General features: G+C 59.6%; 15 protein-coding genes. 7 read left to right on the top strand and 8 right to left on the bottom strand.

Going from position 1 to position 19,386, the window contains the following annotated elements; translation table 11 throughout:
* The first annotated feature begins 4 nt into the window (after positions 1 to 4).
* From kdpC to MHM85_RS11275, 3 genes are read left to right on the top strand one after another with little or no spacing between them, the layout of a single operon-like run.
* Positions 5 to 670, top strand: a complete 666-nt coding sequence (kdpC, locus tag MHM85_RS11285) for a potassium-transporting ATPase subunit KdpC (protein WP_218013988.1) — start codon at positions 5 to 7, stop codon at positions 668 to 670.
* A 4-nt stretch (positions 671 to 674) separates the two neighbouring features.
* The gene (locus MHM85_RS11280) at positions 675 to 3,359 is read left to right on the top strand and encodes a sensor histidine kinase KdpD (RefSeq protein ID WP_139528211.1); all 2,685 of its coding nucleotides are present in this window, start codon (positions 675 to 677) and stop codon (positions 3,357 to 3,359) included.
* Positions 3,349 to 4,077, top strand: a complete 729-nt coding sequence (locus MHM85_RS11275) for a response regulator transcription factor (RefSeq protein ID WP_139528210.1) — start codon at positions 3,349 to 3,351, stop codon at positions 4,075 to 4,077. Before MHM85_RS11280 ends, MHM85_RS11275 begins: the two co-directional genes overlap by 11 nt.
* A 16-nt stretch (positions 4,078 to 4,093) precedes the next feature.
* Here MHM85_RS11275 and MHM85_RS11270 read toward each other — a convergent pair whose 3' ends face one another.
* From MHM85_RS11270 to malE, 4 genes are all read right to left on the bottom strand, one after another.
* Entirely contained in the window at positions 4,094 to 5,581 is a 1,488-nt protein-coding gene (locus MHM85_RS11270) for a TrkH family potassium uptake protein (protein WP_239286024.1), read from the bottom strand.
* A gap of 182 nt (positions 5,582 to 5,763) precedes the next feature.
* Complete coding sequence (gene malG, locus MHM85_RS11265; RefSeq protein WP_153844073.1) at positions 5,764 to 6,654, bottom strand: maltose ABC transporter permease MalG; 891 nt, start codon at positions 6,652 to 6,654, stop codon at positions 5,764 to 5,766.
* A 10-nt stretch (positions 6,655 to 6,664) separates the two neighbouring features.
* On the bottom strand, positions 6,665 to 8,224 hold the full coding sequence (malF, locus tag MHM85_RS11260; protein ID WP_239286022.1) for a maltose ABC transporter permease MalF: 1,560 nt from the start codon (positions 8,222 to 8,224) through the stop codon (positions 6,665 to 6,667).
* 63 nt (positions 8,225 to 8,287) lie between these two features.
* Complete coding sequence (gene malE, locus MHM85_RS11255; protein WP_239286020.1) at positions 8,288 to 9,475, bottom strand: maltose/maltodextrin ABC transporter substrate-binding protein MalE; 1,188 nt, start codon at positions 9,473 to 9,475, stop codon at positions 8,288 to 8,290.
* A 324-nt stretch (positions 9,476 to 9,799) separates the two neighbouring features.
* Between malE and zwf the strand changes: the two genes are divergently transcribed.
* The 4 genes from zwf (at position 9,800) to MHM85_RS11235 (ending at position 14,374) form a co-directional block, all read left to right on the top strand.
* Positions 9,800 to 11,293 (top strand): glucose-6-phosphate dehydrogenase, encoded by a 1,494-nt coding sequence (zwf, locus tag MHM85_RS11250; protein WP_139528205.1) that lies wholly within the window; start codon positions 9,800 to 9,802, stop codon positions 11,291 to 11,293.
* 1 nt (position 11,294) lies between these two features.
* Positions 11,295 to 11,960: a 6-phosphogluconolactonase gene (gene pgl / locus MHM85_RS11245; RefSeq protein ID WP_139528204.1), complete on the top strand. Its 666-nt coding sequence runs from the start codon at positions 11,295 to 11,297 to the stop codon at positions 11,958 to 11,960.
* A 42-nt stretch (positions 11,961 to 12,002) separates the two neighbouring features.
* The gene (locus tag MHM85_RS11240; protein WP_239286018.1) at positions 12,003 to 12,665 is read left to right on the top strand and encodes a bifunctional 4-hydroxy-2-oxoglutarate aldolase/2-dehydro-3-deoxy-phosphogluconate aldolase; all 663 of its coding nucleotides are present in this window, start codon (positions 12,003 to 12,005) and stop codon (positions 12,663 to 12,665) included.
* 227 nt (positions 12,666 to 12,892) lie between these two features.
* Entirely contained in the window at positions 12,893 to 14,374 is a 1,482-nt protein-coding gene (locus MHM85_RS11235; RefSeq protein WP_239286016.1) for a glycoside hydrolase family 32 protein, read from the top strand.
* 21 nt (positions 14,375 to 14,395) lie between these two features.
* Here the strand turns inward: MHM85_RS11235 and MHM85_RS11230 are convergent, their stop codons facing one another.
* Genes MHM85_RS11230 through edd form a run of 4 tightly spaced genes read right to left on the bottom strand, consistent with a single transcriptional unit; the run spans position 14,396 to position 19,154 of the window.
* A complete protein-coding gene (locus tag MHM85_RS11230) occupies positions 14,396 to 15,361 on the bottom strand; it encodes a carbohydrate kinase (RefSeq protein WP_239286014.1) in 966 nt (321 codons plus the stop codon).
* A gap of 53 nt (positions 15,362 to 15,414) precedes the next feature.
* The gene (locus tag MHM85_RS11225; protein WP_239286012.1) at positions 15,415 to 16,284 is read right to left on the bottom strand and encodes an aldo/keto reductase; all 870 of its coding nucleotides are present in this window, start codon (positions 16,282 to 16,284) and stop codon (positions 15,415 to 15,417) included.
* A 15-nt stretch (positions 16,285 to 16,299) separates the two neighbouring features.
* Entirely contained in the window at positions 16,300 to 17,265 is a 966-nt protein-coding gene (glk, locus tag MHM85_RS11220) for a glucokinase (RefSeq protein ID WP_239286010.1), read from the bottom strand.
* Positions 17,265 to 19,154 (bottom strand): phosphogluconate dehydratase, encoded by a 1,890-nt coding sequence (gene edd / locus MHM85_RS11215; protein WP_239286008.1) that lies wholly within the window; start codon positions 19,152 to 19,154, stop codon positions 17,265 to 17,267. The genes glk and edd overlap by 1 nt, the downstream gene beginning before the upstream one ends.
* Positions 19,155 to 19,386 lie beyond the last annotated feature (232 nt).

Below are 19,386 nucleotides of genomic sequence, written 5' to 3'. Positions count from 1 at the left end.
CGTCATGAATACAGGTTTCAAGGATCAAATGGCGATGAATGACGAAGCGCAACAGGCACCAACGGCCGAGGCAAAAGCCACTTGGGGCAGTGCGCTGCGCTTTATGGTGGTGATGGCCGTTTTGCTTGGCTTAGTGTACCCCTTCGCGACGACAATGGTCGGTGGCTGGTTGTTTCCTGAGCAGTCGCAAGGCAGCTTGGTTCGTGACGCCGATGGTCGGGTGATAGGGTCAAGCCTGGTGTCGCAAACCTTTGTCAGCGATGAATACTTTATCGGTCGCCCGTCAGCGGCGGGTAACGATGCGGGCGGGGTATCGGGCTCTAACCTAGCGCCTAGCAATGAGGCGCTTCGTGAGCGTGCCCAGGCCGATGCCCAGGCGATTGCCCAGCGGGAAGGCGTCAGTGTCGATCAAATCCCGGTTGATCTGATCACTGCATCGGGTTCAGGGGTTGACCCACATATCTCGTTACCATCCGCTGAATTACAGGTCGCAAGGGTAGCGCAGGCGCGTGAAATCGACGAAGCTAGCGTCACTGAGCTGATCGACCAAGCGCTTGAAAACACGGGCTGGTTGGGGTCGCCAGTGGTCAACGTATTGCGGTTGAATGTGAGTTTGGATGAGCGTTTTCCCGTCGCCACCACCACGTCGTCTGTCGCCCCTGTGGAGTAGCTAAATGTATTCAGCGGATCAGCGACCCGATCCCAATGCATTGCTAAAAGCCGCGCGCCGAGAGGCGCGCGGCTGTTTGCGTGTATTTTTGGGAGCCGCCCCTGGCGTTGGCAAAACCTACACCATGCTACGCACGGCCCGGGAGCGGGCAGAGGAGGGTGACGATATTGTGATTGGCGTGGTGGAGTCCCACGGGCGCGCCGACACCGAAGCTCTCTGTGAGGGGCTGTCACGTATTCCACTAGCGCCTTTACAGCATCATGGCCGAACGTTTTATGAATTCGATATCGATGCGGCCCTAGAGCGGAAACCCACCATTCTGTTGGTAGACGAGTTAGCCCACCGCAATATCCCCGGCAGCCGACATCCACGGCGTTATCAGGATATCGAAGAGTTGCTGGATGCGGGGATCGATGTCTGGACAACGGTGAACGTCCAGCATTTGGAAAGCCTCAACGACGATGTTGCACGGATTACCGGCATTCGCATGCGCGAAACCGTTCCCGATGCACTGCTAGAGCGCGCCCGGGATGTATCGCTGGTGGACTTAACCCCGGAGGAGCTGCTCGAACGCTTAAGACGCGGCAAGGTGTATATCCCCGAGCAAGCTCGCGCCGCCATGGAGGGCTACTTTAACGAGTCGAACCTTAACGCGCTGCGCGAGCTGGCGATTCAGACCATGGCCGAGCGGGTAGATGCCGATGTAAAAGTAGCCATGGATGCCAGCGGTAGGGCAGGCCCTTGGCCGGTAAGGCCCCACCTGTTGGTGATTATTACCGGTAGTGAAGACGATGTGTCCCTCGTGCGTGCAGCCCATCGAATGGCCGAGAGGCGTTTGGCCGTATGGCGGGCGGTCTATGTGGATAAAGGTGTTGCCTCGCCGGAGCAGCAGCTTACGATTGAGAAGATATTTAGCCTGGTGACCCGGCTGGGAGGCGATTCACTTCGCTTGCAGGGGCATAGCCAGCTAGGTGAAGTGCTTAACTACGCCCGCTCGATTAATGCCACCACAATTATGGTGGGCCGCGACGGCAAGCGCCGCTGGTGGCCGTGGTCGCGGCCGCTTGCCCAACGCTTGATCGCGCATACCGATGTCTTTGATATCGTGGTAGTGGCTCAGGGGAGCGTGAAGCAAGGTAGGCATAAACGGCAGCCTAGCTGGATAGTGCGTCCACCTCAACTACTCGCTACCAGCTTGGCGGTGATGGCCTCATTGGGAATCGCCCACCTGTTAGAGCCCTGGTTGGAGCTTGCCAATCTGTCGCTAGTATTTTTAGCCGCCGTGCTTTTCAGCGCTGTCTGGGCGGGCACCTCAATGGCGATGTTCAGTGCCGTTGCGGGTTTTTTGATCTTTAACTTCTTCTTTACAGAGCCACGTTTGTCCTTTGCCATGGTGGAGCGGGGACAGCTGCTGACGGTGTTGTTCTTCTTTTTGATAGCGCTAGTGGTGGGGCAATTGGCGGGACGTGGACGCCAGCGCTTAGTCGCACTGCGGGCCAGCCGCGACCAGACTCAGCTTTTGCTGCGCTACGCCGAGCAGCTCTCAATTGCCACCGACAGTGCCAGTGCCGCCAAAGTGGGTGTCGATACCTTGGTGCAGTGTTTTGAAGTCCCCGTTATCTTTATTGAAACGGCGGAAAGCGCTAGCGAAGTGCGTGTGGTCTACGCACTGCCGGATGCCGAGCGTCTGGACATGACCGCCAAGCAGGCAGCGGTATGGAGTTGGCAACACCAAAAACCCAGCGGTCAGGGCACTCAAACCTTGAGCCAACAAGCTTGGCGCTTGCTACCGCTGGCGGTGCAAGGGGAGAAAGTAGGGATGCTGGCGCTTAAGCTCTCTGCAAGCCAGAAGGGGCTAACACACGAAAATGAGGCATTAATTGATACGTTGGTGCGTCAGCTCAGCATGGCGCTGGAACGAACACGGCTAGTAGCAGAGCTGAACACCACGCGGGTCTCAGAGGAGAACGAGCGTTTGCGTTCTGCGCTGCTTTCCTCCGTATCCCATGATTTACGCACCCCGCTTGCCTCAATTATTGGCTCCACCAGTTCGTTAATCGAGTTAAAACCACAGCTCAGTGATAGCGACCAGCGTGAGCTACTGGACGGCATTTTGTCTGAAAGCGAACGGCTCAATCGCTACATCCAAAACCTGTTAGATATGACTCGTCTAGGCCATGGCACACTGAAGATTGAGCGCGATTGGGTCTCGTTTGATGACGTGATTAATTCGGCGCTTAAACGACTGGGTCAATCGCTCAAGCACGTGGTGGTTCGCAAACAGTGGCCGACCAACTTGCCGCTACTTTACGTGCATCCCGCACTGATAGAGCAAGCGCTGGTGAACGTCTTGGATAATGCCCAGCGCTTTTCACCACCTAACGGTGAACTATTGATTAGCGTACACCTAAAAGACGAGGACCCCAGCGTACTAGTTATTAAGATTGAGGACGAAGGCCCCGGTATTTCGCCCGGACTGCGTGAGCAGGTGTTCGATATGTTTTATAGCGGCGGTGACGGTGACCGCAGCGCCCATGGTAGTGGGCTGGGGTTGGCAATTTGTCGCGGCATGATTGGCGCCCATGGTGGCACTATCACAGCCGATGTAGGCGCGAACGGAAAGGGAACAGCGATCATCATCACACTGCCACTATTAGGAGCCGATATAGGGAGGATGGATGAAGAGTGAGGGGAATGGACGCATTTTGATCGTTGATGACGAGCAGCAGATTCGTCGATTTTTGCGTATTAGTCTTGCTTCGCAGGGCTACAGTGTCATTGAGGCAGAAAATGGCGAGCAGGCACTGGCAGCGGCTTACATCCAATCGCCGGATGTCGTGCTGCTCGATTTAGGCTTGCCTGATATGGATGGTCATGACGTACTGCGTGGGATCCGTGACCATAGCACTGTACCGATTATCGTAGTATCGGTACGCGATAGAGAGGAGGAGAAAGTCCGTTCACTGGATAATGGGGCTAATGACTATGTCACTAAACCGTTCGGTATCCAAGAGCTGCTGGCGCGCATCAGGGCAGTGCTGCGTATTGCCCAAAAGGCTAGAGGTGAAGAGAGTGCCAGTTTTTTCGCAAGCGCTAATGTCACCATCGATGTGGAGTTGAGGCGTGTCGTGGTGTATGAGCAAGAGATACACCTAACCCGAAAAGAGTTTGCCGTACTGGCAAAGCTTTGCCGCTACGCTGGGCGAGTGGTCACGCAAACTCAACTGCTCAAGGAGGTATGGGGGCCAACGCATACTGATGACACTCATTATCTTCGTATTGTAGTGAGTCGTTTGCGCCAAAAACTAGCTGATGACCCACAAACACCGGCCCTGCTTCAAACTGAGGCCGGCGTCGGGTATCGGTTATTGGTAGAAGCCAGCGCTCGGCCTGCAGAGACACTCTGACGCCACCAAACGGGGGTTAACGCCGCCAGAACATCGGCGTCATCAACACCACCACGGTCAAAATCTCCAAGCGGCCCATCAACATGCCGATGCACAGTAGCCACTTGGCGGCATCGGGCAGGCTGGCGAAGTTACCGGCGGGGCCGATGATGTCGCCCAGGCCCGGGCCCACGTTGGCCACTGCCGTGGCGGCTCCGGTAAGCGCTGTGACGAGATCCAGGCCCAATGCGGCGAGGCCTAACGCCAATACCGCAATGGTGATGAAAAAGAAGAACGAAAACGCCACCACGCTGCGGGAGATATCGCTGGTCACCGGCTGCTGGTTATAGCGAGTGGTAAAGACACCGTTCGAATGAATCAGATAGCGCAACTGGTTCTGCAGCATCAGCATGGCAATCTGAAAGCGAAAGATCTTCATGCCGCCACTGGTGGAGCCGCTACAACCGCCAACAAACGTCAGGTAGAAAAAGGCGGCAATGGGCAGCGCCCCCCATAGCGTGTAATCGTCGGAGGCGTACCCGGTGGTGGTGACCACGGAAATGACGTTGAAGGTCACATGGGTCAGCGAGACGAACCAGTCGTCGCCTTGTACGACTCGCCACGCGCTGAGTATTACGATGGCAGCCAGCAGCAGTTTGAGCAGCCCGCGCACCTGCTGGTCTTTCCAAAGCGCGCTCTTGGAAGAGCGAATGAAGCGAATGTACAGCACGAAGGGGAGCGCGCCGCTGAGCATGAAAAAGCTCGCCATCCAGAGCAGCCAGGGCTGCTCGGCATAGGCCCCAAACGACGCGTCGGAGTTGGCAAAGCCACCCGTGGCCAGGGACGTCATGCCGTGAACGATGGCATCCAGCGGGAGCATGCCGCCCAGCCAATAGCTCAGCATGGCCGCGAGCGTCAATATCACGTAAACGGCGAGGGTGGCTTTGGCAATGCCGCCCGTGCGTGGCATGACCTTATCGGACCAATCGGACGACTCGGTGTGAAACAGCCGCATCCCACCCACTTTTAGAAACGGCAAAATGGCGATGCCCATGACGATGATGCCGATGCCTCCCATCCACTGCATCAAGCCGCGCCATAGTTTCAAACCGTCCGAGAGGTTATCGATACCTACCAAGACGGTCGACCCAGTGGTGGTAATCGCCGACACCGATTCGAACACGGCGTTGGTAAAGCTAAGCTGGGGAGCGCCTAGAACGAGCGGCAGACTGGCAAAGCCACTGATACTGGTCCAACTGCCGGCGGTCAAGATGAACATCTGCCAGGGTTTGAGCTCTAACGGCACGCCGCGGGTGAGTGCCCAAGTACTCAACGTCGCGCTTAAAATGATGATCAGCGAGACGGCAAAAGCAGGGGCATCGGGATCGCGTTCGATGAGCAGTACCATCAGCGGCAGCGTCATGAACATAGCCAGTACCAGCCACAGCACCGACATGATCTTGAAAATTTGTGCCCAGTTTCGGTAAGTCTCTTGGTAGTAACGTGCGCTAGGGAACGTGGCCATAAGTCCGCTCTAAGTGGGTCCGCTCTAAATTACCCTAAGGGTGGTGAGCTATCTCACCACGCCGATCAAACATTGTCCGTAAAATTTCCCTAAAAATTACCTTACCCATAAAAAACCGGCGCTGATGAGCGCCGGTCATGAGCAACATGCTCAAGCGAGGAAACCCTCGAGCGGTGGGCGGCCTAGCCCTTGACGCCTCCGGCGGTCAAACCGCCAATAATCCAGCGTTGGCAAATAAGAAACGCCACGGTGATGGGCAGGCCAGAGAGCACGGCGGCAGCGGCAAAGTTACCCCAACGCTGGTTATGGTCGGCGAGGTATTGCTGCGCGCCAACGGCAAGCGTCAGTTTGTGCTCGTCCACCAACAGTACCGAGGCCATCGGGTACTCCATGATGCTCATCACGAAGGCCAGGATGAAGACCACCATCAGAATGGGGACAGAAAGCGGCAGCAGAATATAGCGAAACGCCTGCCAGGTGCTGGCGCCATCGACCATGGCGGCCTCTTCCAGTGAACCGTCGATGGATTCGAAATAGCCTTTGATTGTCCAGATATGCAGCGCTACCGCCCCCAGCGAGGCGACGATCAGCGCGCCGTGCGTATTGATGCCCAGCCAACCGACGAACTGGCCCAGCCGGTCAAAGAGGGCATACAGTGCCACCAGCGAGAGCACCGCTGGGAACATCTGAAAAATCAGCATGCCTTTGAGCAGCGGCGCTTTGCCCTTGAAGCGCATGCGGGCAAACGCGTAGGCGCTGGTGGTAGCGAGCATGAGAATCAGCACCGAGGAGATCACCGCCACCTTGATGGAGTTCCACAGCCACAGCAGCACCGGGAAGGGCGGTTGGACCACGGTGCCGTCGGGCCGCTCCCAAGGGATCCCTAGCGCCAGGGACCAGTGCTCCAGCGAGAAGTTCTGCGGAATCAGGCTGCCGGTGGCAAAGTTACCCTCTCGAAACGAGATCGAGATCACCAGCAGCAGCGGAAAGACGATCAGCGATACGAAGCAGATCAGCGCCAAGTGCGCGCCCAAGCGACGCGCGCCAACGGAGCGGGGTTGAACCATGGGCATCGGTAACCTCCTATACCTTTACTTTGGAAAGGCGCAAATTGAGCAGCGACAAACCCGCGACTAGCAGGAAGATCAGCGTAGCGATAGCCGCCGCAAGGCCAAAGTTCTGCCCTGCGTCTTGAAAGGCGATGCGATAGGTGTAGCTCACCAGTAGGTCGGTGGTGCCCGCCGGGGTGCTGGCGCCCAAAATATCGGGGCTGCCGCCGGTGAGCAGGGCAATCAGCACGAAGTTATTGAAGTTGAACGCAAACGCAGCAATCAGCAGCGGCGTGAGCGGCTTCAGGATCAGCGGCAGGGTGATGTTGAACAGATTGGTGATTGGGCCGCCGCCATCCACGGCCGAGGCTTCGTACAAGTCCTGCGGAATGGCCTGAATCAAGCCCATGCAGAGCAGCAGCATGTAGGGGTAGCCCAACCAGGTATTGACGATCAGCAGCATGCTGCGCGCCATCCAAGGATCGGTAAACCACTCCGGGCGTACCCCAAACAGGGTATCCAGGATCAGGTTGATCTCACCGAAGTGCTGATTGAACATCCCTTTGAAAATCAGGATCGAGATGAACGCTGGCACCGCATAGGGCAGAATCAGCAGCGTGCGGTATACGGCCTTGCCCCTGAGTTGATCCCACTGCAGCAAAGAGGCCAGCACGAAACCGACGGCCAGAGTAAACACCACGGTGAGGGCGGCAAATACGAAGGTCCATACGAAAATCTGCATGAACGGACCGCGAATGTCCGGGTCGGTGAAAATCTGGGTGTAATTGGCCATGCCGACGTTGACCGGCCAGCCGGGCGCGATCCGTTCACCGTCGTCAGCCACGAAGAAACCAATGCTGGGGTCGGGGGTGAGCAGCCGCTCATCGCGACGGTCGTACAGCGCACCATCCTCGCGGGCTTCGTAGCGGTTGACCATGGGGGCGAACTGGCGCAGGCCCGCCATGCGCAGCTCGTTGCCGTCCGGGGTGATTAGCCGCAGCCCTTGCAGGGCCTCGCGCGCTTGAATGATGTCGCGCATGCCCAGTGCTTCCTGCGCGGGCGGTGCATCGGCGGGCTGCACGCCAATTTGTCGATTCTCCTGATTGGCAACATTGAGCGGGGAGGAAACGAATCGCTGGCCCTCTTGGCTCTCCAAATAGAGCCGAACCAAATCACCGTCGGGATAGAGCACAAGATCGAAGGCGTTGCCTTCCGCTTGATAGGTTTGGCTCATGAGCTGGTCGCGCACCCGCTCTTCCGAAAGCAGATTGGTAGAGCTGTAGTTACTGAAGCTGATCCCGATGGTGTACAGCAGCGGAAAAATGACGAACACACCAAGCCCGGCTATCGCAGGAAAGATGTAGCGATGACTCATCAGCGTGCGCTTGGTAAAGACCACGCCCAGCGAGCCGCCCAGTACCAGAAACAGCAGAGCAAACATCCACTGGCCGTTGAGATGAAACGCCAGCACCAGCCACAGTAGCGCGACCACCAGCACGGCAATGACGCCGCGCATGGCCCAGCGGGTATAGCGTTCGGTAAGATGGCGAGAGCGGTGGCGGGGCAGGCCACGAGACGCGTTAGTGGTGTACATGATGACGTCCTGAAAGGCTGCCCGGCAGCGGGCGCTGCCGGGCAATGGAGGCTAAAAAGGAGGCTACTGGCGCATACGGCGCGCAGCGGCATCCAGCGCTTCTTGGGGGGATTGGCGACCGCTGCCAATGTTCTGTAGCGCGGGTTCCATAGCGGCCCAGAAGGCGCCCATTTCAGGAATGTTGGGCATCGGCATGCCCACTTCGGCGTTGTTTAGCGTCGCGGCAATGTTGGGGTTGTCCGCCAGCTCTGCCTGGTAATCGATATGCGCTACCGCGCCGAGCGAACCGTCGCTATTGAACGTGCGCATACCCTCTTCGCTCAGCAAATAGTTTTCCAAGAACTCTACCGCCAGGAAGTCGTTGGGCGTGGCGGAGTTGATCATCGCGGTCATCACGCCAAACATCGGCTTGGCTCGCTCGTCACCCACGTTGGGTAGCAGGGCGACGCCGTATTCGATGCCGCTACGCTCCAGGTTAGGCCACGCCCAAGGGCCACTGATCATGGTCGCTACCTCGCCCTGGTTGAAGCGAGTATCCATCAGGTTGTAGTCGGTGCCGCGGGGCAGTACGCCGCTCTCGATCAACTCGACCAGCAGCTCAGCCCCTTGCAAGGCACCCTCGTTATTGACGCCGATATCGCTGACGTCATAACCGCTATCGGTCTGTTTGAACGGGTAGCCGCCGTTGGCTGCCAGCAGCGTCCAGCCGTAGTAGGGTTCGCTGTAATCGAACAAAATGGCTTTTTTGCCTTCTTGGGAGAGCGTGGCGTCTAGCTCCATTAACTCGGCAAAGCTCTCGGGGGGTGTTTCCACCAACGCTTTGTTGTAAATCAGCCCCAGCGATTCCACCGAAATGGGGTAGCCGTAGGTCTCGCCATTCCATAGTGCGGCCTCCCAGGTGAAGTCGTAAAACGCTTCACGGAAGCTGTCGCTGGGCGCAATCGGTTTGAGCAGACCGCTTTGCGCCCATTCCCCCATGCGATCATGGGCCCAAATGACGATATCCGGCCCTTGCCCGCTGCCTGCCGCTTGCTGAAAACGGTCGGTCAGGTTGTCGGGAAACACGACGTCCACCTCGATGCCGGTATCTTCCAGGAATTGATCGGCCACTGCGCGGATGCCTTCCTGGCCTTTATTGTCGCCCATCCAGATGGTCAAACGGTCATCTTCGAAGGCTAGGGCGGGGAGTGTGGCAGTGGCCGCTAGCGTAGCGGCGAGCAGCGGCGTGAAAAATGGACGAACCATTGCCATGATGTGCGTACCTCGTTATGACGTTGTTGTTGTCGTGCACGTTCTCATACGACGTGCTTTGTTCACGGTCAGCGTCGCTAATTACGTACGAGGTCACCTCATCCTAGGGGGGAGGAGGGGTGGCGTATCCAAGGGGCGTAGAGTAAAGGTATAAGAATAGGTGACCAGGGCTCGGCATCACCGCTGTAAAACCAACCGGAAAGGGCAGCAGGCGAGAATATTTTGTAGTAAAATTACACGAATTATTGCGTATAATGCCTCACATCAGATAGATTTTAGGTAATCTAACTACATCAGATGACCTAATTATAAACAGGAGCTGAGATGAGCCAGTCACATGCCCCGCTGGGCGATCCCAATCACGCGATCGATCTGGCGCTATTCGGGGCGCTTGGCGACCTTGCCATGCGCAAGCTGTTTCCCGCGCTGTATCATCTTGACCGCGAAGGTTTGATGCCCGAAAGCACGCGGATCATGGGGCTGGCGCGTCAGGAGCATGACACTGCTGCGTTTCGCCAGCTAGTCAGTGGCGCGCTGCAGAAGCGTCTGAAGAAAGAGGAGCAGGACAAGGCGAGTCTGGAGCGCTTTTTAAATCGCTTGGAGTATCTCAAGCTCGACTTCGCTACCGCTGACGGTTATGACGCCATTCGCCAGTGGCGCGAAGGCTCAAAGCGCCCGATGGTGGTGTATCTCTCGGTGGCGGCGCGCATATACGGCGACATTTGCCGCAATCTCCAGGCCAGTAACAGTCTGGATGACGATACCCGCGTCGTGGTGGAAAAACCGATTGGCTACGACCTGGCCTCTTCCGAAGAGATCAACGATGCCATCGGCGCCGTGTTCCCCGAATCGCGCATCTACCGCATCGACCACTACTTGGGTAAAGAGACGGTTCAGAATCTCATTGCTCTACGCTTTGCCAACCCGCTGTTTGGCACCCAGTGGAATCAGAATCATATTTCCCACGTCGAGATTACCGTCGCCGAAAAAGTCGGTATCGAAGGGCGCTGGGGCTATTTCGATGATGCGGGCCAACTGCGCGATATGGTCCAGAACCACCTTCTACAGCTGCTATGCCTGATCGCCATGGATCCGCCCTCGAACCTGGATGCCGATGCCATCCGCGATGAGAAGGTGAAGGTGCTCAAGGCGCTGAAACCGTTTACCGGTGAATCGCTGGGGCGTGACGTCGTGCGCGGCCAGTACATTGCCGGTACCAGCGACGGCCAAGCCGTGCCGGGCTACCTGGAAGAGGAGGGGGCCAACACCCAGAGCCAAACCGAAACCTTCGTGGCCATGAAAACCGAAGTGTCCAACTGGCGCTGGGCGGGCGTGCCGTTCTACCTGCGTACCGGTAAGCGGATGCCGGAAAAACTCTCGCAAATCGTCATTCATTTCCGTCAGCAGCCTCACTACATCTTCGATCCGGACCAGCGCGGCATCGCCTCCAACAAGCTGATCATTCGCCTGCAGCCAGAAGAGGGCATTGCCCTTCAGGTGCTCACCAAGGATAGCGGTCTAGACAAGGGCATGCGCCTGCGCCCTGGCCCACTACATCTGGATTTCAACAGCGCGTTCCCGAAATCGCGTATCCCGGATGCGTACGAGCGCCTGCTATTGGAGGTCATGAAAGGCCAGCAGTATCTGTTCGTCCGCCGGGACGAGGTGGAGCATGCGTGGCGCTGGTGTGATCAGCTCATCGATGGTTGGAAATCACGCGATACCCCACCGCGCCGCTACCCGGCAGGCTCTTGGGGGCCGGTCGCCTCCATTGCCATGATCACCCAGGATGGTCGCAGCTGGTACGAGGATTATTGAGATGAGCAATACACGACAAGCGCTGGCCGAGCAGCTAGCCGAAGCCGTTTATCAAGCCCTGGCGACAGACCTGGAGCACCAGGAGCGTGCGCTGCTGGTGGTATCGGGCGGCTCGACGCCGGTGCCGTTCTTCAAAGCGCTGGCGCAAAAGCCACTGGCGTGGGCGCGGGTGGATATCACCCTGGCCGACGAGCGCTGGGTCGACGAGCAGAGCAGCGATAGCAACGCCAAACTGGTGCGCGACAACCTGCTGCAAGGCCCGGCGGCGGCCGCTAACTTCGTGCCACTTACTAGCAACGATGGTACGCCGGAAGAAGGGGTGGCCGCCGTGGTACAGCAAACCGCGGCTTTGAGCTGGCCTGCCAGCGTGGTGATTTTGGGCATGGGCGGCGATGGTCATACGGCCTCGCTGTTCCCCGATAGCCAAGAGCTGGGGCTGGCGCTCTCTACGGATGAGCCGCTAGTCGCGGTGCGTACGCCCAGCCAGCCGCAGCCGCGCATTACTTTCTCTGCGGACCGCCTGCACCAGGCGAAACGCCACATTCTGCATATCACGGGTGACGACAAGCGCGCCGTACTGGCCAACGCCATGGGCGGCGACGACGTTCGCACGCTGCCGATTCGCGCGTTTCTATCTTGCCCGCTGGCGATTTACTGGGCGCCCTAATAAACCGCCTTCGCCAATAACAAATTGCTTGGAGACTCACTGATGACCATCGATAAACAGTTACCCTCAACGCGCACCGCCGAGCTGGACAGCATCTGTTTGAAAGCCGAAGTGATCCCGGTGATCACCATCGAGCGCCTGGAAGATGCCGTGCCGCTGGGCCGTGCGCTGGTCGAAGGTGGCCTGACCGTTCTGGAAATTACCCTGCGTACCGACTGCGCCTTAGACGCCATCAAACGCATGAAAGAGGCGCTGCCGGGGGCCAGCATTGGAGTGGGCACCGTACTCACACCTGCCCAGTATCGCCAAGCAGAACAGGTCGGCGCTGATTTCGTCGTTACGCCAGGAGCCACCGAAGCGCTTTACCGCTACGGCGTAGAGAGCCCCGTGCCGATGTTGCCGGGCGTTTCTACCATTTCTGAGCTGATGACTGGCTGGCAATACGGCTACCGCCGCTTCAAGTTCTTCCCCGCTGAATCCAGCGGCGGTGCCAAAGCGATCAAAGCGTTCGGCGCACCGATCCCCGAGGCGCGTTTCTGCCCCACGGGCGGTATCACGGTCGACAACGCCGACTCCTACCTCTCGCTGCCGAACGTGATGTGTGTCGGCGGCTCTTGGCTGACGCCGAAAGCAATGGTCGATGCCGAAGATTGGGACGGCATCCGCGAACTGGCCAGCCAAGCTGCGGAGCGTTTCCACCACTAGACGGTTCCACCACTTATGTAAAACACAGTACCGAGTAAAACACAGTACCGAGCACTCTCGTCACTTGCCTCACTGATGTCGGGTCGTGTGAGCAAGACGTTTGCCCGAGCATGGCGACATGCTCGGGCTTTTTTACATCTACACCTAAAGGGGATGCTTCCGTTAGTTAACAGGCGTGATACGCTAACTTAAACGATTAAGTTGACCGATTAACTCAAGGTTTAAGCATGACGTTAGCGGATTTCGAGCCCCAGCGACCGGCGATGCATTTTGCCCCGCCGATGGGATGGATGAATGACCCCAACGGGCTGGTGTTTTTCGAGGGCGAGTACCATCTGTTTTATCAGTACCACCCGTTCAGCACCGTCTGGGGGCCAATGCACTGGGGGCATGCGGTCAGTCGCGACCTGTGCCACTGGCAGCATTTGCCCATCGCGCTGGCGCCCAACGAAGACGGCACCTGCTTTTCGGGGAGCGCCGTGGTGGATGAGCACGATGTCACTGGGCTGTTCGAGGGCCGGCCGGGGCTCGTGGCGTTTTACACCTGCCATAAGGTGCTCTCCGGTGACCCGGAGGATTACCAGCAGTCCCAGTGCCTGGCGTACAGCCGTGACAAGGGCCGTACCTGGCAGCGCTACGCGGGTAATCCGGTTCTGCCGCCGCCTGGGTTTAAAGACTTCCGCGACCCTAAAGTCGTTTGGCATGGACCTAGCCAGCGCTGGGTAATGGCGCTGGCCTGTGGGCAGGCGATTCACTTCTATACCTCCCACGACCTATTGGCGTGGCAGTTCGCCAGCGCCTTTGGCGAAGGCGAGGGCGCTCACACCCAGCACCCCTGGGAGTGCCCTGACCTGTTCGAGCTGCCGGTGGACGGCGCAGGACCGAATGAGCCCGCCACCCGCTGGGTGCTGGTGGTGGGCATTGGCGCCACGCCGGATAACCCGTTTGGCTCGTTGACCCAGTACTTCATCGGCGCGTTCGACGGCCAGCGTTTCACCAATGACAACGCTGCCGACGTCGTGCTGATGATGGACGAAGGGCGGGATTTCTATGCGGTGCAGAGCTGGTCGAATACCCCCGGGCGGCAGCTTGCGCTGGCGTGGTTGAACAACTGGCAGTACGCCAACCAGGCTCCCGAAACGGGCTGGCGGGGCACCATGAGCCTGCCGCGAGAGCTGACACTGCGCGCGACTTCCCGTGGGGTGCGGTTACGACAGCGCTTTGCTCGCGAAGCAGGGCAAGTGCTGAGCGCCCCTTGTCATCTATCGCCGCGCTCGCTTCAAACGGCCGGGGAGCACTGCATTGTCGTGCCCGACGGGGAGGTCATTCACGGTCAGCTGACGCTGGTGCTCGAAGCGGGCACGAGGCTGGCGCTGTCGCTGCAGCAGGGGAGTCAGCAGCGGCTGTGGCTGACCGCAAGCGATGCCGAAACGTTACTTCACTACGAGCGGCAGGGACGTATTGGGCAGGCTGCGTTCGACGAACACTTTGCCTGCGACCACGCGGCGGGCAGCGTCGATGGGTTAACGGTGACGGTAACGTGGTGGTGCGATCACGGCACGCTGGAAATGTTGGTCGACGGGGCCACCGAACAGCGCAGCATCACTCAGGTTAGCTTTGTCGATCATCGCCGTCAGCCGGTTACGTTGGACGTCGTCAGCGGGCGGGTGGAAGTGGCGGAAGGGGTCATCCAAAGCGTCGTCGAGTAGCGGCCTCGACGACGCTGAGTGCTAGCCTGCCGAGCCGCGCAGGGCTTCGATATCGGTGTGGGTGGGCAGCGCGGCATACGCGCCGGGGCGGGTGACCGCATGGGCACCGCAGCGGCAGGCAATGTCCACCGCGCGGGTGAGAAACGCGCTGTCCTGATGCCAGTTCTCACTGATGCCGTAGCGAGAAAGCTCGGCCAGTAAGCCGCCAATGAAGGCATCGCCACCGGCGGTGGTGTCGACGGCCGTCACGCTGGGTGGCGTCACGGTTTGGTCGATACCGACGCCTTTGAGCGCGACATCGTTAGGGCCATCGGTGACGACGACCACTTTGACACCTGCTGCCATGCGCTCGGCTAACCACGACTCTGGTGGATGGTCGCCACGCAGGTAGTCCAGCTCTTCGAGAGAGACTTTGACCAGCTCGGCGCTATCGACCAGCTCGGTGACCAGCCAAGGATCTGCCGCACCCTCTGCCCACAGGTTGTGGCGCAGGTTGGCATCCACGCTTACCAGACAGCCTGCACGCTTGGCCATGGCGGCAATCGCGAGGGTGGTCTCGGCAATGTTGGGGTCGGTCAGGCTGTTGCTGCATAGGTGCACGATGGCGGGCCGCTCGAACACGCCGTGGGGCAGATGCTCCAGGCGGTAGAGCAGGTCCGCTGCTGGCGGGCGGTAGAAGTCGAAGGTGCGTTCGCCGCTGCTATCGCGAGAGACGAAGGCCAGCGCCGTGCGCGCCTCTTGGGTGAGCACGACCCCCTGGGTATCCACGCCGTGGCTTTTCAGCTCACGAATCAGAAAGTGCCCAAAGGTATCGTCACCCACCATCCCCAAAAACTGGCTGGGTACGTTGAGGCGCGCGCAGGCCACTGCGACGTTGGCGGGCGCGCCGCCCGCGTAGGGGGTAAAGGTTTCCGGCCCCGTGTCATCGCCCAATCGGCTCGAGAGCATGTCGATCAAGGCTTCACCGAAAGCAATCACCGGCGTCATAGGTCGTTCCTTGTCATTATTGGCATTGATGTTGAGTGGGCGCGCTAGCGAGCCTAAGCGACGCAGTGGCCGCGGGCTGCTTCCAGCAGTTCATACCAGGCGTCTCTGGGCAGCGTTTCCGGGCCGTTCAGCATATCGGCAATACGCTCCGGTTTCACGCTGCCTACCACCGGTGCCGGGCGGCCGGGCAGGGTGCGCAGCCAGGCCAGCGCCAACGCGCCGGGCGTACCGTTCAGCTCGCCTGCCAAACGGTTCAGCACGCGGCTCACTTCACCCTGCATCAGTTGGCCGCCCGCCAGCGGCGACCACGCCATGGGCGCCTGGCCATCGGCGTTCAGGTCGTCGAAGCTGCCGTCGAACAGCGGCGCGCTATGGGCAATCGAAAGCTCGATTTGGTTGGCGCGCAGCGGGTGGTGCATGTGGCGTTGCAGCCTGCGCCACTGGCTGGGCAGGTGGTTGGAAATCCCCGCCGCGCCGATTTTGCCCGCCTCGATGGCGTCATCCAGCGCACGGCCTGTCGCGGCGGCGTCCATCAGCAGGTCCGGGCGGTGAATCAGAAAGTGATCCAGACGCTCGACACCCAAGCGGCCCAGCGCATCGTCAATGGCGCGGCCAAGGTAGTCCGGGCTGGCATTGTAGTGCTTAACCTTACCGGAGCCTGGAGCCGGATTGTCGTTGGCGATGCTGGCCTTGGTCACCACATTCAGCCGCTTGGCCAGCGCCGGGCGGGCGCGCAGGGCTTGGCCAAACAGCATTTCGCAGGCGCCATTACCGTAGATGTCGGCATGGTCGAACCAGTGTAACCCTTGCTCTAGACGAGCTTCGATCCAGTCGGCCAACTGGCTCGCTTGGTGCATCTCTTGCGCTTCATGCAGGCGCATCATGCCGAGTACAAAAGGCACGTCAAACGTAACGGCAGCCATGGCGTTTTCCATTCGTTAAAAGACTTCTTCGTTATGCAGCGCTTCGGCGGCCCCTAACAGGCCGGTCCATGGGTGTGTCACGATCCACACCGGAATATCGGCGTTATACCCGCCCATGCGCCCTTTGTTGACGAAGCTAGCGCGCAGCTCGCACTTAGGCAGCCAGTCCAACAGGCGGGGGAGAATGCCGCCGCAGAGGTAAACGCCGCCTCGGGCACCCATGGTTAGGGTGGCATCGCCGCATACGTCACCGAGAATCTTCAAAAAGCGCAGCAGCGTGGCGGTGGCGATGGCATCGCCCTGGTTGGCCGCCTGGGTCACCTCGGCAGGCGTCTCGCAGCGAGGCGCTTGGCCTTCCAGGGTGCAGTGCGCTTGGTACAGCTCAAGCAGCCCCTGGCCGCACAGAATGCGTTCGACGCTCACCCTCCGGTGGCGCTGCAGGAACACGTCCAGCAGCGCGCGCTCGGTGGGGTCGGTAGGCGCAAACGTCACGTGGCCGCCTTCGGTGGGCAGCGGGATCCAGGCGTGCTGGCCGGGGAACACCCCGGCCACGCCTAGCCCCGTACCTGGGCCGATGACCAAGCGGGTCGAGTGCGACTGGGCTTCCCCAGGCTGCACTTCCACCAGGTTATCTTCCCCTACGTGGGGTACGCCCAGCGCCTGGGCGGTGAAGTCATTGATGACTTTGAACAGCGACAAATTCAGCGCCTGCCGAACGTCGCTTTTCATGAAATCCCAGTGGTTGTTGGTCATTTTCACCCGCTCGGCATGTACCGGGCAGGCGAATGCCAGGCAGGCTTCTTTGGGCGCGTTTTCGCCCGTGGCGCCTACCCGAGCGAGGTAGTCTTGAATCGCCTCGATCACGCCGGGGTAATCGGCGCAGGGCAGGTTAAGAATGTCGTGGGGCGTGACCTCGCCCGGCGTGACCAGCGCCAGGCGAGCATTCGTGCCGCCAATGTCCCCGATGAGTGCCGGTCGCATCAGGCGTCCTCTTGAAAAATCTGACCTTCTTGACGAGCGAGATCGTCGGCTTCGAAGCCGCCCAGGGAGCCTGCACCCTCTTCACCGCGCATGGCGAGGTGGCGGAAGCCCGAGAACAGCTCGCGGCCCAGGCCCACGTGGTAGTGGTCCAGGTTGGCGACGACGAGCTCACGCTCGGCCCAGGTGGCGGCGTCTACCTTGGCTTCCAGCGTACCGGCGTTGGCATCCAGGCGCACCACGTCGCCATCGCGCAGCTTGGCCAGCGGGCCGCCGTCGAGCGCTTCCGGGCTCATGTGGATAGAGGCGGGTACTTTGCCCGATGCGCCGGACATGCGGCCATCGGTGACGAGGGCCACCTTGAAGCCGCGATCCTGGAGTACGCCCAGGAACGGTGTCAGTTTGTGCAGCTCGGGCATGCCATTGGCTTTGGGGCCTTGGAAACGCACGACGACGATCACGTCGCGGTCCAGCTCGCCCGACTCGAACGCCGCTTTCATCTCGTTCTGGTCTTCGAAGATCTTCACCGGCGCTTCGACGATGCGGTGCTCCTCGGCAACGGCCGAGACTTTGATGACGCCACGGCCCAGGTTGCCTTTCATCACGGTCAGGCCGCCGGTGGGGGCGAAGGGCGTGGCCACAGGGCGCAGCACTTCTTCGTCCAGGCTCTTCTCCGGACCTTCGCGCCAGACCACTTTGCCATCTTCCAGGAAGGGCTCTTGGGTGTAAGCGGTCAGGTCGGTGCCAAACACGGTGGGAATGTCACCGTGGAGCAGGCCCGCGCCCAACAGCTCGCGGAACAGGTAGCTCATGCCGCCCGCTGCCTGGAAGTGGTTGATGTCTGCTTGGCCGTTCGGGTACACCTTCATCATGCTGGGGGTGACCGCTGACAGGTCGGTGAAGTCATCCCAGTTCAGCGTAATGCCCGCCGCTGCCGCCATGGCAATCAGGTGCATGGTATGGTTGGTCGAACCACCGGAGGCCAGCAGGCCGACCACGGCGTTGACGATGGCGCGCTCGTCGATCTGCTTGTAGAACGGGCGGTACTCGCCGCCGGGTTCGGTGTTGCGAATGGCCTGCTCGGTGGCGTAACGGGTCAGCGCTTCGCGCATCTCGGTGCCCGGGTTGACGAACGAGGTACCCGGCAGGTGCAGGCCCATCACTTCCATCATCAGCTGATTGGAGTTGGCGGTGCCGTAGAAGGTGCAGGTGCCGGGGCTGTGGTAGGAGTCGGACTCCGCTTGCAGCAGCTCTTCGCGGCCTACTTTGCCTTCGGCGTAGAGCTGGCGAATGCGCGCTTTCTCTTTGTTCGGCAAGCCGCTGGGCATCGGGCCTGCGGGGACGAACATGGCGGGCAGGTGACCGAAACGGGCCGCGCCGATAAACAGGCCCGGTACGATCTTATCGCATACGCCGAGGTAAAGTGCGGCATCGAACATGTTGTGGGACAGGCCCACGGCGGTGGCCATGGCAATCACATCGCGGGAGAACAGCGACAGCTCCATGCCCGGCTGGCCTTGGGTCACACCATCGCACATGGCGGGGACGCCGCCGGCAAACTGCGCAGTAGAGCCCATCGCACGGGCAGCCGCTTTGATGGTTTCCGGGAAGGTTTCGAACGGCTGGTGGGCGGAGAGCATATCGTTGTAGGCAGAAATGATCCCTAGGTTGGCGCTGTTCATCAGCTTCAGGGAGTCTTTTTCCTGCACGCTGCAGGCGGCGAAACCGTGGGCGAGGTTGCCGCAAGAGAGTTCGGCGCGGTGCACGCCGCGTTTGTGCTGGTCGGCCATGCGGCGCTCGTATAGGGCACGTCGCTCAGCAGAGCGCTCACGAATGCGTTGGGTCACCTCGGCAACCGTAGGATGGAGTGTAGCGGATGTTGAACCAGGCATAGAGACCTCTGCATGTGTCGAGACGGTGAGTCGAACTTGTAGTTATTTTACATATTATGACGTCGATATAAGAGACTTTACGGCAATAAAATCGCTATTTATAGCTTAAGTTGTAGTTTTATTACTCTGATGAGTGACGACCATCACCGTTGAAGATGATGCTTTGATGAATGATGGATAAAAGTGGCTTGCAAGCGCCTGTTTCATGGTTAAAGCGCAAGTATAGCAGCCC

The sequence above is a fragment of the Halomonas sp. McD50-4 genome (genome assembly GCF_022348135.1).
Taxonomy (GTDB): Bacteria; Pseudomonadota; Gammaproteobacteria; order Pseudomonadales; family Halomonadaceae; genus Vreelandella; species Vreelandella piezotolerans.
Note: the sequence above shows the minus strand (reverse complement) of the source record. Positions and strands in the feature narration are given on the sequence as shown.

What these genes read in the sequence shown, in the direction of transcription:
- malE (WP_239286020.1), bottom strand. Translation starts at nt 9,475, where the DNA reads ATGGCAATGGTTCGTCCATTTTTCACGCCGCTGCTCGCCGCTACGCTA.
- MHM85_RS11240 (WP_239286018.1), top strand. Translation starts at nt 12,003, where the DNA reads ATGACCATCGATAAACAGTTACCCTCAACGCGCACCGCCGAGCTGGAC.
- MHM85_RS11225 (WP_239286012.1), bottom strand. Translation starts at nt 16,284, where the DNA reads ATGGCTGCCGTTACGTTTGACGTGCCTTTTGTACTCGGCATGATGCGC.
- MHM85_RS11270 (WP_239286024.1), bottom strand. Translation starts at nt 5,581, where the DNA reads ATGGCCACGTTCCCTAGCGCACGTTACTACCAAGAGACTTACCGAAAC.
- pgl (WP_139528204.1), top strand. Translation starts at nt 11,295, where the DNA reads ATGAGCAATACACGACAAGCGCTGGCCGAGCAGCTAGCCGAAGCCGTT.
- zwf (WP_139528205.1), top strand. Translation starts at nt 9,800, where the DNA reads ATGAGCCAGTCACATGCCCCGCTGGGCGATCCCAATCACGCGATCGAT.
- MHM85_RS11275 (WP_139528210.1), top strand. Translation starts at nt 3,349, where the DNA reads ATGAAGAGTGAGGGGAATGGACGCATTTTGATCGTTGATGACGAGCAG.
- malF (WP_239286022.1), bottom strand. Translation starts at nt 8,224, where the DNA reads ATGTACACCACTAACGCGTCTCGTGGCCTGCCCCGCCACCGCTCTCGC.
- kdpC (WP_218013988.1), top strand. Translation starts at nt 5, where the DNA reads ATGAATACAGGTTTCAAGGATCAAATGGCGATGAATGACGAAGCGCAA.
- glk (WP_239286010.1), bottom strand. Translation starts at nt 17,265, where the DNA reads ATGCGACCGGCACTCATCGGGGACATTGGCGGCACGAATGCTCGCCTG.
- MHM85_RS11280 (WP_139528211.1), top strand. Translation starts at nt 675, where the DNA reads ATGTATTCAGCGGATCAGCGACCCGATCCCAATGCATTGCTAAAAGCC.
- MHM85_RS11235 (WP_239286016.1), top strand. Translation starts at nt 12,893, where the DNA reads ATGACGTTAGCGGATTTCGAGCCCCAGCGACCGGCGATGCATTTTGCC.
- MHM85_RS11230 (WP_239286014.1), bottom strand. Translation starts at nt 15,361, where the DNA reads ATGACGCCGGTGATTGCTTTCGGTGAAGCCTTGATCGACATGCTCTCG.
- edd (WP_239286008.1), bottom strand. Translation starts at nt 19,154, where the DNA reads ATGCCTGGTTCAACATCCGCTACACTCCATCCTACGGTTGCCGAGGTG.
- malG (WP_153844073.1), bottom strand. Translation starts at nt 6,654, where the DNA reads ATGCCCATGGTTCAACCCCGCTCCGTTGGCGCGCGTCGCTTGGGCGCG.